This window comes from Flexivirga sp. (assembly GCF_051955415.1).
Classification (GTDB): Bacteria; Actinomycetota; Actinomycetes; order Actinomycetales; family Dermatophilaceae; genus Flexivirga.
Genome location: NZ_JBQCGS010000097.1, coordinates 1 through 11,937, shown reverse-complemented (window position 1 = coordinate 11,937; position 11,937 = coordinate 1). Strand labels below are relative to the sequence as shown.

Here is an 11,937-nt window from a genome sequence, read left to right as displayed (position 1 = left end):
GACCAGGGCAGCCGACGGGTCGTGGAACAGGGCATTGATCCCGAGCACTCGCATGCCGAGCCGGTACCCCATCGGTATGGCGTCGAATCGTCCGGGCCGATGTCCTACCGGACGTCGTAGCAGTGCGCGCGGGTCGGTCTGCGGGTGGGCCTGACGGTTGACCTGAACGAGCGTCCACGGACTTTCTTTTGATCCGAATCACGTTGTGGCACAATGGAATTGTCCGACCGGACCGCGGTCGCCCCTTGCCGACTTGCGCGGAGGGTGTCAAGGTGAAACCAACGTGTCGGCTCAAGAAGCGTGGTCGGCGTGGTTTCTCGTGGAAGACAAGAGCCATGCCGCACTCAGCAGTCATCAGCAGGTCCTCCTCGCAACGCACCTCGAGCGCCGAGGACATGCTCCGCAAGGCACAACATTCCAACCGCGCCACCGCCGCCCGGTTGCGTCACGAGGTCGTGCTCGACCATGTGGCACTGGCGACCTCGATCGCCCACCGCTACGACCACCGCGGCCTGGAACGACAGGATCTGGAGCAGGTCGCCCTGCTCGGGCTGGTGCAGGCGGTGCGCCGTTACAAGCCCGGCCACGGCTCGGGCTTCCTGGCGTTCGCCGTACCGACCATCACCGGTGAGCTGAAACGGCACTTCCGTGATCACGGATGGGCGGTGCGCCCCCCGCGCCAGTTGCAGGAGCAGAGCCTGGCCGTCCGGTCGTGCGTGGAGAGCCTGGCTCAGGAGCTCGGTCGGGATCCCAGCGCCGCCGAGGTGGCCGAGACGCTCGGCATCGCGGTGCAGGACGTCGAGCACGCCCAGGCGGTCGACGGTCAGTACGTCGCCCGCTCCATGGACGCGCCGGTGGACCACGACAGCGGTATGTCGCTGTGCGACACCCTGGGCGAGACCTCGAGCGACCTGGCACGGGTCGAGGACTTCGAGGCGCTGCGGCCGTTGCTGCGCAGCCTCAAGGCGCGGGAGCGGCTGATCGTCCGGTTGCGCTTCGTCGACAACCTGACCCAGCGACAGATCGGGCAGCGGATCGGTGTCAGCCAGATGCAGGTCTCCCGGCTGCTCGCCGACATCCTGCTCCGGCTGCGCCGGGCGATGGCAGCCGAGAACGACATCAGCGCAGCATCGTGAGCCCGAGCGCGACGGCTGCCGCTCTCGCCGAGCGGCTGACGGTCGTGCTGCTCACGCACAATTGTGCGAGCTGGATCGACCGCACGCTGGACAGCCTCCTGTCGCTCGGTGTGCCCATCATCGCGGTCGACAATGCGTCCACCGACGACACCGTAGACCGTCTGCAGCGCAGCGGCGTCGAGGTCGTCCGCCTGGCACGCAACCGCGGGGCGGCTGCCCGGAATGTCGGTGCGGAGCGCGCCGGCACGCCATACATCGCCTTCTGCGACGACGACGGCTGGTTCGAACACGCCGGCCTCGAACGCTCGGTCGGCCTGCTGGACCGGCACCCGTCGCTGGCCGTGGTGAACGCTCGGATCCTGGTCAACGACGAAGCCCGGCTCGACCCGATCTCGCGGGAGATGGAGGGCAGTCCGTTGCCGGAGGACGCGGGCATTCCGGGCACGGTGTTGATGGGTTTCATGGCCGGTGCCGTGGTCGTGCGGCGCGAGGCGTTCCTGGACGTGGGCGGTTACGACCCGCGCTTCTTCATCGGCGGCGAGGAGGAGACGGTCGCCATCCCGTTGCTGCGGCACGGTTGGCGGATGCGTTACGACCCACAGGTCGTGGTGCGCCACTACCCGAGCGGGGTCAACGCGCCCCACCTGCGTCACTACGGAGTGCGCAACACCCTGACCACGGCGTGGCTGCACCGCCCGTGGCGGCGTGCGGTCTCCTGGACGTGGTTCATCGCCCGCACGACGCCGTCGTGGCGGACCCTGCTGCGCGGGCTCGGCATGTTCGTGCGCGACGTGCCGTGGATCATGCGTGACCGCACGGTGATGGCACCGGAGCTGGACAGTGCCCTCTGCCTGCTCGAAGCGCGTCGCCGCGGGGCGACACCCAGTCGGCGGCGACACCGCGAGTCGGTGTGGTGAGCGCCGAGAACGCCCGCCCGACAAGCCATTTCACGCACCGCTCGTCTTCGGAGGTATCTGATGGCTGACGATCTTCGCACTCTCATCGCACGGCTGGCGGCGCTCGAGGACGCCGCGCGCGTCGTCCCTGCTGCAGCACCGGGCGACCCCAGCGCGGCGGTCAATCCGGACCTCCAACAGGTCATCGACGAGGAGCGGGTCGTCGTCGAGCAGATCCGGCAGTTGCGGGCGGCGGCGGTCGCGGCCGGCGATCTGTGACCCAGACGTCGCTGCGGCGCGCCGACACCAGCGAACCGGGCATCAGCCGCCGTCGCGCCGGCCGCGGCTTCTCCTACCGCGACCCGGCGGGTGGGACGGTCGACGCGCAGACACGCGCGCGCATCGAGCAACTGGCCATACCGCCGGCCTGGACCAAGGTGTGGATCTGCGTGGACCCGCAGGCGCACCTGCTGGCGACCGGCGTGGATGCGGCCGGTCGCACGCAATACCTCTACCATCCCGACTGGCGTGCGGCCCGGGACGCCGAGAAGTTCGAGCGAGTGGTCCACCTGGGGCAGCAACTGCCCGGCCTGCGGCGGCAGCTGCGCCGGAAACTCGGGGCATGGGCCGGCGGTCCGCCACCGCGGGAAGCTGTCGAGTCGCTGGCGCTGCTGCTGCTGGACACCGGTTCACTGCGGATCGGCTCGGAAGCCTACGAGCAGGAGAACGGATCCCACGGCGCCGCCACGCTGCTCGTGCAGCACGTGCGGGGTTCCGGCACGGGTGTGACGCTGGAATTCCCGGCGAAGGGCGGCGAGCTCGCCCAGGTGACGGTGCCGGACTCCCTGATGGCGTCGCGGATCGTGCGGCTCACCCGGGACCGTGGCGGGAAGGACTACCTGCTGTCCTTCCATGACGAACAGGGGTGGCATCACCTCACCAGCGCCCTGGTCATCGGGCGGTTCCACGCGTTGGCCGGCGACGAGTTCTCGGTGAAGGACCTGCGGACGTGGGCGGCGACCGTTGCTGCCGCTGAATCGCTCGCGGCCGGGGCCGCGCGTGGGGGAGACCGGGGCCAGCACGTGCGCGATGCGGTGGCCGCCGCTGCCGACACCCTCGGCGACACCGTGGCCGTGGCACGCAACAGCTACGTCGATCCGCGTCTGGTGAGCGCCTATGAGGCGACCGGGCGTACCGTCGGCCGTTGCCGTGGGCCGGTCCTGCAGCACAGCAGCGCGGTCCGCCGCCGGGTCGAACGGCAATTGCTGGAGATCCTGCGGGACGCGTGACCGATGCGCCTCACCGCGGCGCGCTGCTGTAGCCGGGCCGATCCGCATCGGTGTCGTCGTCACGCGGCTGATCGTCCCCGTCCTGCTGGTCCGACTCGTCGGCGCGCATCGTCGCGTCGTCGTGGCCGCGCAGGACGAACCAGCACAGCAGCACCACGAGCACGCCGAAGATGCACCATGCGATCAGGACGTCGATGCCTCCGTTCTGTGTCATGTCGCCTCTCCTCCGGCGCTGTGCTCGCGCGAGTCGACCCGCACGCTGATCAGGTGCGTGCCGACCTCTTCCACGTCGGACCACGGCACCACGATCGAACGCTTCGCCATCCGGCGGAAGAAGGACGTCAGTGGCCACGGCCCGGCCATCTGGCCGCGGCCGTAGCCGAGGCGGTGGGCGTAGCCGGCCTTGCCGATCAGCAGCGCGCTGATGGCGAAGGCCGGTTCGCCGGAGTCCGGCGTGGGAGGTGCACCGGTTTCCAGCCGGACGTCGTGCACCTTGCCGAGGGACCGGCCTGCGGTGTCGACCGCTGCCAGACCCAGTAGGTCGACCGCTCTCATCGCGAGCCTCCGGGGATCGCCTTGACGATGTTGTCGCGTGCCCAGTCGGTGGTCCGGTGGATCCCGAGACCACGCGCGGTCTCGCGCAACCGGATCTCCCGGCGGTTGATCCGCTGCACCTCGCTGAGCGGGATGCGGACCGGGCTTCCGCCGGTGGGCGACAGGCGACGACCGATGGACCAGATCGCCAGCCCGATCACGCCGCCGACGCGAGGTCCGAACGCCGTCGGTCCGCACAGCAGTGCCTCGAGCACCGGTGGGCCGCCGTCGTCGGGAACCCTGAACTCCACGTCGTCCACCTTGCCGACGGGGTCGCCGTCGGCGGAGTAGATCTGCACGTCCAGCAGTTGGCTCAATGCGGCTGCCTGCCACTCCCACTCGGGCATCAGGAACCTCCTCGTGTCCAGAACAGCAGCGGCAGCGTGGCGACGGAGACCACGCCGATGATGGTCAGGAAGATGACGCCCAGGGTGTTCGCCAGCTTCCCGTTCACCCGATCGCCCAGATAGTCGCGGTCGTTGGCGATGATCAGCACCGGCATGAATGTCAGCGGGATGGCGGCAGCACCCAGCACGACGGACATGATGGTGATGGTGATCGGGTCGATGGTGGTCAGCACCACCATCGCTCCGGCGATCAGCGTCAGCAGGCAGATGATGTGGAACTGCGGGGCAGCGGACGGCCGCAGCCATTTGCCCCACGCCCAACCGAAGTATTGTGCGACCGAATATCCGGTGGAGAGAGTGGCTTCCGCACTGGCGGCGAAGGTCGCCGCGAAGAATCCCACCAGCGCGAACGCCAGGCCGACCTTGCCGAAGGCCAACGCGACGGGCAGGCCCACCTCGTCCAGGTGCCCCACGCCCGACCCGAGCGGCTGCAGCACCACCGCGGACGTCGCCATCAGCGCGATGCTGAGCAACCCGCCGAGCGGGAATCCCACGATCGTGTTCACGCGCATCTCGACCATCGACTTGCGGGTCCAGCCCTCCTCCATGCCACCGGAGGAGAAGAAGATGATCTGGTAGGGCACCAGGCAGGCGCCGATCAACGAGACCGCGTAGAAGAAGTAGGTCGAATAGGCCTCCTGGCCCGGCACCGACGGATGCGTCGCGCCGTGCAGCAGCGTCCCCCAGTCGGTGGGGAGCCAGAAGAGGGCCAGCACGAAGACCAGCAGCGCCAGGCCGATGACCCCGAACACGTTCTCGATGGCCTTGAACGGCATACGCCAGATGACGCCCCACATCGCCAAGGCGATCAGCGGCACCCACAGCAGGTAGTTGACGTCGCTGACCAGTTCCAGTGCGAGGCCGACACCGCCGATCTCCGCCGCCAGCGTCAGCAGGTTGAGCACGCAGGTGGCCAGCAGGTTGAACAAGCCGAAGCGCACCCCGAGCCGCTCGCGCACGATGTGAAAGACAGGACGTCCCGCCACCGCGGTCACCCGGCCGGCCATCTCGGCATACACCGTCATCCCGAAGGTCCCGATGACGATCGCCCAGGCCAGCGACATCCCGAAGCGGGCACCGGTGACGCCGCTGGTGACGACGTTGCCGATGTCGAGGAAGCCGCCGATCGCGGTGACCAGCCCGAGAGTGATGACGAAGACGCGCTTCACAGTCCCACCTGCTCCATGCCCTTGAGCGTCTTCAGCGGGGCGGCCAGATCCTTGATCGACTGGGCGACGCCCTGACGATCGTTGCGCCGCAACGCAATTCGTAGGTCTGTCAAGGAGCTGGATGCTGCTTGCAACGGCTTGTCGATCTTGTCCTTGAGCTGGATGGCCGCCTCGGTGGGTGGCTGTCTGCTGTCGTAGGTGCTGACGATGGAGCCGACGTCGTCCTCGGCGTGCGACACCATGGTGTCGGCGTACGCCTTCATCATCTTGCCGTCGTGCCAGGCCTGCGCGCCCGTCCTCGTCGTGGCGACGATGCCGGCGACCCCGCGTGCGGTCGTGCGGGTCGTGGTCTGGTAGTCCGACATCGTCGGCGAGGGCGTGGCGCAACCCGCCAACGCCCGCCTCACGGCGCAGGCGACGACCGGCGGGCGCGATCGGCGATGTTCACCGTGCGACATGAGTTGCTGATACCCGCGCTCGGACAAGACAACCGCCAGCCGTCCGGGTGCCGGACCGCGTTTGCCGGTGTCGGTTAGGGGTATGCCGCGGGCGATCCGCCGACCACCGGCGCCGGCACGAGGAGGACACCATGGCAAGCGAATCGGTCGAGCACACCACCAAGGACCATGACGAGATCAAGCAATGGGTGCAGAGCCACGATGGTGTCCCGGCCGTTGTGGCGAGCACGCAGGACGAGAGCGGCGGGGGAGTCCTGCGCATCGACTTCCCGGGTGGCTCCGAGGACGGGCTGACCGAGGTCGGCTGGGACGAATGGTTCGAGACGTTCGACAGCCGGGGCCTCGCGTTCCTCTACCAGGCTCGGAAGGCGGACGGGGAGGACAGCACGTTCTGCAAGCTGATCGATGCCGATGAGTGAGCCGGCGTCCGCACCGGCCGCGGGCACCCGCGGCTGTGCGGTCGTGGCGGGCGGCTCCCGTGGACTCGGCCTGCTGATCTGTCGCGAACTCGCCGACCGCGGCTACGAAGTGCACACGTGCGCCCGCTCAGGCGACGAACTCGACCGGATGCGAACCCAACTCGCGGGCGAGGGACTGCAGGTGCACACCACTGTCTGCGACGTCCGGGACGAACAGCAGACGCGCGACTGGATCTCCGGCGTAGGCGCCGAACGGGTCGAGGTGGCCATCCATGTGGCCGGTGTCATCCAGGTCCTGCCGGCCGAGACGGCCACGGTGGCGATGTACGAGGACGCGATCCGCACGATGCTGCTCGGACCGATCCACCTGGCGGATGCCGTCCTCGGCGCGATGCGGTCCGCGGGCCGCGGACGGATCGGGGTGGTGTCCTCACTCGGCGGGGTGGTCAGTGCGCCGCGCCTGGTGCCCTACGGCGCCGCCAAGTTCGGGGCGCGGGGGTTCTCCGAGGGGTTGTCGGCGGACCTGGCCGGCAGCGGCGTGACCTGCACCACCGTCGTGCCCGGTCTGATGCGCACGGGCGCGCACACCCACGCACGATTCCTGCAGCGCGGAGCCGACGACTACCGATGGTTCGCTGCCGGAGCGTCGTTGCCGCTGCTGTCGATCGACGCAGACCGCGCCGCACGGCGCATCGTCGACGCCGTGCTGGCCGGCAAGCCGTGGGTCTCACTGACACCGTTGGCCTGGTGCGCCGGCCGAGCCCACGGCATCGCGCCAGGACTCACCATCCGGTTCACCGGGTTGATCTCCCGGTGCCTGCCCGCGTCGGACTCCTCCGGTGAGCAGCGCACCGGCGACCTGGCACCGGGAGCGGCCCTGCGACGCCGTGTCGGGTCGGGTGTGCGCCTACTGACCGCACTCGGCGACCGCGCAGCAAGGAGGAACAACGAATGAACGACACAACCGGACGTGCGCCGGACGAGCAAACCGACGAGCCCGCACCGGACGGGCCACACCCGGAAGGTGACGGGGGCCGTGAACGGCAGGTGTCCGAGATCCGCAACCTGCGCGTGCCGGACAACGAGCGCGGACTGCAGATCGACGAAGGCATCCCGCCGGAGGAAGCGGCGCGACAGGAGGAGGACGGACCGCCGGACGAGTCGAAGGGCGCCGCGGTGACCTCCACCTCCCTGCGCGACGACGTGTGAACGTCATCGCGTGGGGTACTGCGGGATCCGTTGCACCGCACAACGATTCGAGGGACAAGACGTTCGCGCTGCGGCGCGGGTAGGGAGTACGTCGTGAGCAACTCGCAGGACCAGCACCGGGCACAGCGGGTGCGGGTGGAGGCGCCGGGCCGGCCGGGAGCCGAACCGGCACCGGTGGACGAACCGACCACTCCACGTGAGCCGCTGCCGCCGAAGCCGGACCAGCACGGGCCGGCGCCGACCTCGCCGACCGGACTGCCGCTCGGCGTCGAGCCCACCTACGCCGCACAACAGGGCGCCTACCTGACCACGGCCGGTGGCGTGCGGCTGCGCGAGACCGACATCTCGCTCAAGGCCGGACCGCGCGGCCCGATCCTGCTGCGGGACCACCATCTGCGCGAGAAGATCATGCACTTCGACCACGAGCGCATCCCGGAGCGGGTGGTGCACGCGCGGGGTGCTGCTGCGCACGGCCATTTCGTGGCCAACGGGGCCGCCGAAAGCCTGACCTGCGCGGCCTTCCTGCGAGAGGGTGCGCGGACGCCGGTCTTCCTGCGTTTCTCCAACGTCGTCGGTTCGCGGGGATCGATGGACACCGCACGCGACACCCGCGGTTTCGCCACCAAGTTCTACACCGGGGAAGGTGTCTTCGACCTCGTCGGCAACAACATCCCGGTCTTCTTCATCCAGGACGGCATCAAGTTCCCGGACGTCGTCCATGCGGTGAAGCCCAACCCCAGCAACGAGATTCCGCAAGCGCAGAGCGCGCACGACGGCTTCTGGGACTTCGTCTCCCTGCACACCGAGGCGCAGGCGCACACCATGTGGCAGATGTCCGACCGCGGCATCCCGCGGTCCTACCGGATGATGGAGGGCTTCGGCGTGCACACCTTCCGGCTGATCAACGAGGCGGGGGAGACCTCCCTGGTCAAGTGGCACTGGAAGCCGGCGCTCGGGGTGCATTCGCTGACCTGGGAGGAGGCCCAGTTGGCCGCCGGCAACGACCCGGACTTCCACCGGCGTGACCTCGCGGACGCCATCGAGGCGGGCGCCTTCCCCAGCTGGGACCTCGGCGTGCAGGTCTTCCCGGACACCGAGGACCAGATGTTCGAGGGCATCGACCTGCTGGATCCCACCAAACTGGTGCCCGAGGAGCTGGCACCCGTGCAGCTCATCGGGACGATGACCTTGGACGCCAACCCGGTGAACTACTTCGCCGAGACCGAGCAGGTGGCGTTCCACCCCGGGCATCTGGTCCGCGGCATCGACGTCACGAACGACCCGCTGCTGCAGGCCCGGCTGTTCTCCTACTTGGACACCCAGCTGACCCGGCTGGGCGGGCCCAACTTCGAGCAGATCCCGATCAACCGCACGCATGCGCCGGTGAACGACATGCTGCGGGACGGTTTCCACCAGGACGCCGACCAGGGCGGCGCCGCGCCATACCACCCGAACTCACTGGACGGCGGCTGCCCGTTCCTGGCCGACGACAGCTCCGCGGCATACATCGACGTGCCCGAGAAGGTCGCCGAGAGTCATACGGTGCGCGAGCAACCGGCCGGCTTCGACGACCACTACAGCCAGGCGACGCTGTTCTACCGCTCGCTGACGCCGGTGGAGCAGGAACACGTCGCGCAGGCGTACTCGTTCGAGCTGGGCAAGTGCTACGAGCAGGCGGTCAAGGAGCGGGAGGTCGCCTGTCTGGCCAGCATCGACGACGAGCTGACCGAGCGGGTCGCGGCGGCGCTGGGCATCCCGGTGCCCGAGCCGACCGTCGCGCCGGCCGCCGACGTCGAGACCAGTGCGGCGCTCAGCCAGGTCGGGCACGCGTGGCCGGTGGCGGGACGTCAGGTGGCCCTGATCGTGGATGACGACAGCGACGGCGAGGAGGTCGCGCAGGTGCGTGCAGCCCTGCTCGACGCCGGCGTGCTGGCCATCCCGGTCGCGCCCCACGGCGGCGACGTCGCGGGCGTGCCCGCGCAGCGTACCTACCTCACGGCCGCCTCGATCGAGTTCGACGCGGTCGTGGTGTTGACGTCCGCGGCCCCGGCACCGGATGCGGTGCCGAATCTGGACGCCAAGGCCGGATATGACGATGGGCCGGACCGCACCGTCGACCCGCGGGTGGCGAAGCTGGTGGGCGAGTTCTGGCGGCACTCCAAGTCGATTGGCGCCGTCGGCGGCGGCCCGGACGTGCTGCCGGCGGCGGGTGTGGCCGCCGGCGCACCGGGAGTGCAGGTGGGTGAGGCCGCTGTGGTGGCCGAGGCTGTGCTGCACGACCTGCAGCAGCATCGGGTGTGGCAGCGCTTCGGGCCGCAGGGCGGCGCACGGTGATGGAGATCCCGAAGACCGATGCGTTGCAACGCCTCTCGGCCAACGGGGTCGCCGTGTGGCTGGACGATCTGTCGCGCGAACTGCTCGCCGGCGATCTGGACGACCTGATCGAGCATTACTCGGTGGTCGGGATCACCACCAATCCGACCATTTTCGCGTCCGCTCTGGCGCGAGGTGATCGGTACGACGAACAACTGAAACATCTTGCCTTCGAAGGTGTCTCGGCGTCGGAGGCGGTGTTTCGCATCACCACCGACGACGTGCGGTCCGCGTGTGACCGCCTACGGCAGGTGTATGACGCGACCGACCGCCGCAACGGCCGGGTCTCCCTAGAGGTCGACCCGGGCCTGGCACACGACACGCAGGCGACCGTCGCGCAGGCGCGCCGGCTGTGGGAGACCGTCGACCGGGAGAACCTCTTCGTCAAGGTGCCGGCCACGGCCGAGGGCATCCCGGCGATCGAGCAGCTCATCGGCGAGGGCATCAGCGTCAACGTGACGCTGATCTTCTCGCTCAGCCGCTACCGGGAGGTCAGCGACGCCTACCTCGCCGGGCTGCGCACCGCCGTGGAGCGCAACCTGAACCTGGCGCAGATCGCCTCGGTCGCCTCCTTCTTCGTCAGCCGGGTGGACGCCGCGATCGACGCGCGCCTCGGCGCCGATGACCGGCAGGACACCGAGGCGTTCCGCGGCCAGGTCGCGATCGCGAATGCCCGCTGCGCCTACCGGATCTTCACCGAGACGCTGCGCAGTGCCGACTGGCGCGAGCTGCAGGAGCAGGGCGCCCGGCCGCAGCGGCCGCTGTGGGCGTCGACCGGAGTGAAGGACCCCGCCCTGCGGGACACCCTGTATGTCGAGGAACTGGTCGCCCCGCAGACGGTCAGTACGATGCCGCTGGCCACTCTGCGGGCGGTGGCCGATCATGGCCGGATCACGACGGACACGATCACCGATCGGTTCGACGCCGCCGACCGGACGGTGCGGACCGCCGAGGACCACGGCGTCGACATGGCGCAGCTCGCCGACCAGTTGGAGCGCGACGGGGTCGGCAAGTTCGAGCAGAGCTGGGCACAGCTCGCGGAATCGGTCCGTGAGCAACTCGGCCGGATGGCGCAGGACGAACGTCGATCAGGCCCGTGACGGCGGGGCACGCCGCGTGATCTAGCGTGCAGCAGGTGACATCGCAGACCGAACCCACCGTGCTGGTCCGCGTGACCGGATCGGTCGGGCGGGTGACCCTGAACCGGCCACGGGCCATCAACGCGCTCACCGCGCAGATGGTGCGGACACTGCACTGCACCCTGGACGCGTGGGCGGTCGACCCCGGCATCACCGCCGTGCTGCTCGACGGCGCGGGCGAGCGCGGCCTGTGCGCCGGCGGGGACGTCGTGGCGATGCACGCCGACGCCGTCAGCGGCGGCACCGGCATCCTGGACTTCTGGCGCGCCGAATACCTGTTGAACGACGCCATCAGCCGCTTCCCGAAGCCGTATGTCGCACTCATGGACGGCATCGTGATGGGCGGTGGTGTCGGCGTCTCGGCCCACGGCAACACCCGGATCGTCACCGAACGGTCACGGATTGCGATGCCGGAGACCGGGATCGGCTTCGTGCCCGACGTCGGCGGCATCCACCTGCTGGCGCACGCGCCGGGGGAGACCGGCACGCATCTGGCGCTCACCGCGGGCCCGCTGGACGGCGGCGACGCCGTCGCGCTGGGCTTCGCCGATCACTTCGTGCGCTCCGGCGCACTGCCGGGCCTGATCGCGGCGGTGGTCGCAGGCGGTGTCGAGAGCGCCATACAGAAGTATGCCGAGACCCCGCCGCGCTCAACGGTGCTGGCGCAGCGTCCCTGGATCGACCAGGTGTATGCCGCCGACACCGTCGAGCAGATCGTCGAGCGACTCGGGCGGCGCACGGAGCCCGAGGCGCAGGCCGCGGCGGAGGCGCTGGCCGGCAAGTAGCCCGCCGCGTGGAAGGCCACCCACCGCTCGCTGCGGTGGGCGCGCGAGAACGACTATCTTGCA

15 protein-coding genes are annotated in these 11,937 nt (G+C 69.5%); 10 read left to right on the top strand and 5 right to left on the bottom strand.

The window, feature by feature from the left end; genetic code table 11:
- Positions 1-335: 335 nt before the first annotated feature.
- From ACTHL4_RS15815 to ACTHL4_RS15800, 4 genes are read left to right on the top strand one after another with little or no spacing between them, the layout of a single operon-like run.
- The gene (locus tag ACTHL4_RS15815) at positions 336-1,136 is read left to right on the top strand and encodes a SigB/SigF/SigG family RNA polymerase sigma factor (RefSeq protein WP_440283722.1); all 801 of its coding nucleotides are present in this window, start codon (positions 336-338) and stop codon (positions 1,134-1,136) included.
- Positions 1,133-2,053, top strand: coding sequence for a glycosyltransferase family 2 protein (locus ACTHL4_RS15810; RefSeq protein WP_440283721.1), 921 nt, complete (start codon positions 1,133-1,135; stop codon positions 2,051-2,053). The genes ACTHL4_RS15815 and ACTHL4_RS15810 overlap by 4 nt, the downstream gene beginning before the upstream one ends.
- Positions 2,054-2,113: 60 nt before the next feature.
- Complete coding sequence (locus ACTHL4_RS15805) at positions 2,114-2,311, top strand: hypothetical protein (protein ID WP_440283720.1); 198 nt, start codon at positions 2,114-2,116, stop codon at positions 2,309-2,311.
- On the top strand, positions 2,308-3,321 hold the full coding sequence (locus tag ACTHL4_RS15800; protein WP_440283719.1) for a DNA topoisomerase IB: 1,014 nt from the start codon (positions 2,308-2,310) through the stop codon (positions 3,319-3,321). Before ACTHL4_RS15805 ends, ACTHL4_RS15800 begins: the two co-directional genes overlap by 4 nt.
- 10 nt (positions 3,322-3,331) lie before the next feature.
- On the opposite strand, the gene ACTHL4_RS15795 is transcribed toward ACTHL4_RS15800, so the two are convergent.
- From ACTHL4_RS15795 to ACTHL4_RS15775, 5 genes are read right to left on the bottom strand one after another with little or no spacing between them, the layout of a single operon-like run.
- Entirely contained in the window at positions 3,332-3,535 is a 204-nt protein-coding gene (locus tag ACTHL4_RS15795; protein ID WP_440283718.1) for a hypothetical protein, read from the bottom strand.
- Complete coding sequence (locus tag ACTHL4_RS15790) at positions 3,532-3,876, bottom strand: PRC-barrel domain-containing protein (protein WP_440283717.1); 345 nt, start codon at positions 3,874-3,876, stop codon at positions 3,532-3,534. Before ACTHL4_RS15790 ends, ACTHL4_RS15795 begins: the two co-directional genes overlap by 4 nt.
- Complete coding sequence (locus ACTHL4_RS15785; protein ID WP_440283716.1) at positions 3,873-4,262, bottom strand: hypothetical protein; 390 nt, start codon at positions 4,260-4,262, stop codon at positions 3,873-3,875. Before ACTHL4_RS15785 ends, ACTHL4_RS15790 begins: the two co-directional genes overlap by 4 nt.
- On the bottom strand, positions 4,262-5,491 hold the full coding sequence (locus ACTHL4_RS15780; RefSeq protein WP_440283715.1) for an NRAMP family divalent metal transporter: 1,230 nt from the start codon (positions 5,489-5,491) through the stop codon (positions 4,262-4,264). The genes ACTHL4_RS15785 and ACTHL4_RS15780 overlap by 1 nt, the downstream gene beginning before the upstream one ends.
- Positions 5,488-5,856, bottom strand: a complete 369-nt coding sequence (locus tag ACTHL4_RS15775; RefSeq protein WP_440283714.1) for a hypothetical protein — start codon at positions 5,854-5,856, stop codon at positions 5,488-5,490. The genes ACTHL4_RS15780 and ACTHL4_RS15775 overlap by 4 nt, the downstream gene beginning before the upstream one ends.
- Positions 5,857-6,080: 224 nt before the next feature.
- Between ACTHL4_RS15775 and ACTHL4_RS15770 the strand changes: the two genes are divergently transcribed.
- The 6 genes from ACTHL4_RS15770 to ACTHL4_RS15745 all read left to right on the top strand — a co-directional run bounded on the left by ACTHL4_RS15770 (position 6,081) and on the right by ACTHL4_RS15745 (position 11,874).
- The gene (locus ACTHL4_RS15770) at positions 6,081-6,368 is read left to right on the top strand and encodes a hypothetical protein (RefSeq protein WP_440283713.1); all 288 of its coding nucleotides are present in this window, start codon (positions 6,081-6,083) and stop codon (positions 6,366-6,368) included.
- The gene (locus tag ACTHL4_RS15765; protein WP_440283712.1) at positions 6,361-7,323 is read left to right on the top strand and encodes an SDR family NAD(P)-dependent oxidoreductase; all 963 of its coding nucleotides are present in this window, start codon (positions 6,361-6,363) and stop codon (positions 7,321-7,323) included. The genes ACTHL4_RS15770 and ACTHL4_RS15765 overlap by 8 nt, the downstream gene beginning before the upstream one ends.
- A complete protein-coding gene (locus ACTHL4_RS15760; protein WP_440283711.1) occupies positions 7,320-7,577 on the top strand; it encodes a hypothetical protein in 258 nt (85 codons plus the stop codon). The genes ACTHL4_RS15765 and ACTHL4_RS15760 overlap by 4 nt, the downstream gene beginning before the upstream one ends.
- 93 nt (positions 7,578-7,670) lie before the next feature.
- Entirely contained in the window at positions 7,671-9,911 is a 2,241-nt protein-coding gene (locus tag ACTHL4_RS15755; RefSeq protein ID WP_440283710.1) for a catalase, read from the top strand.
- A complete protein-coding gene (gene tal, locus ACTHL4_RS15750; RefSeq protein ID WP_440283709.1) occupies positions 9,875-11,050 on the top strand; it encodes a transaldolase in 1,176 nt (391 codons plus the stop codon). The genes ACTHL4_RS15755 and tal overlap by 37 nt, the downstream gene beginning before the upstream one ends.
- 35 nt (positions 11,051-11,085) lie before the next feature.
- Entirely contained in the window at positions 11,086-11,874 is a 789-nt protein-coding gene (locus ACTHL4_RS15745; RefSeq protein ID WP_440283708.1) for a 3-hydroxyisobutyryl-CoA hydrolase, read from the top strand.
- Positions 11,875-11,937 lie beyond the last annotated feature (63 nt).

Excerpts from the sequence above, each read along its gene's own strand:
- ACTHL4_RS15775 (WP_440283714.1), bottom strand. The coding sequence starts at position 5,856 with ATGTCGGACTACCAGACCACGACCCGCACGACCGCACGCGGGGTCGCC.
- ACTHL4_RS15770 (WP_440283713.1), top strand. The coding sequence starts at position 6,081 with ATGGCAAGCGAATCGGTCGAGCACACCACCAAGGACCATGACGAGATC.
- ACTHL4_RS15765 (WP_440283712.1), top strand. The coding sequence starts at position 6,361 with ATGAGTGAGCCGGCGTCCGCACCGGCCGCGGGCACCCGCGGCTGTGCG.
- ACTHL4_RS15790 (WP_440283717.1), bottom strand. The coding sequence starts at position 3,876 with ATGAGAGCGGTCGACCTACTGGGTCTGGCAGCGGTCGACACCGCAGGC.
- ACTHL4_RS15785 (WP_440283716.1), bottom strand. The coding sequence starts at position 4,262 with ATGCCCGAGTGGGAGTGGCAGGCAGCCGCATTGAGCCAACTGCTGGAC.
- ACTHL4_RS15815 (WP_440283722.1), top strand. The coding sequence starts at position 336 with ATGCCGCACTCAGCAGTCATCAGCAGGTCCTCCTCGCAACGCACCTCG.
- ACTHL4_RS15805 (WP_440283720.1), top strand. The coding sequence starts at position 2,114 with ATGGCTGACGATCTTCGCACTCTCATCGCACGGCTGGCGGCGCTCGAG.
- ACTHL4_RS15760 (WP_440283711.1), top strand. The coding sequence starts at position 7,320 with ATGAACGACACAACCGGACGTGCGCCGGACGAGCAAACCGACGAGCCC.
- ACTHL4_RS15795 (WP_440283718.1), bottom strand. The coding sequence starts at position 3,535 with ATGACACAGAACGGAGGCATCGACGTCCTGATCGCATGGTGCATCTTC.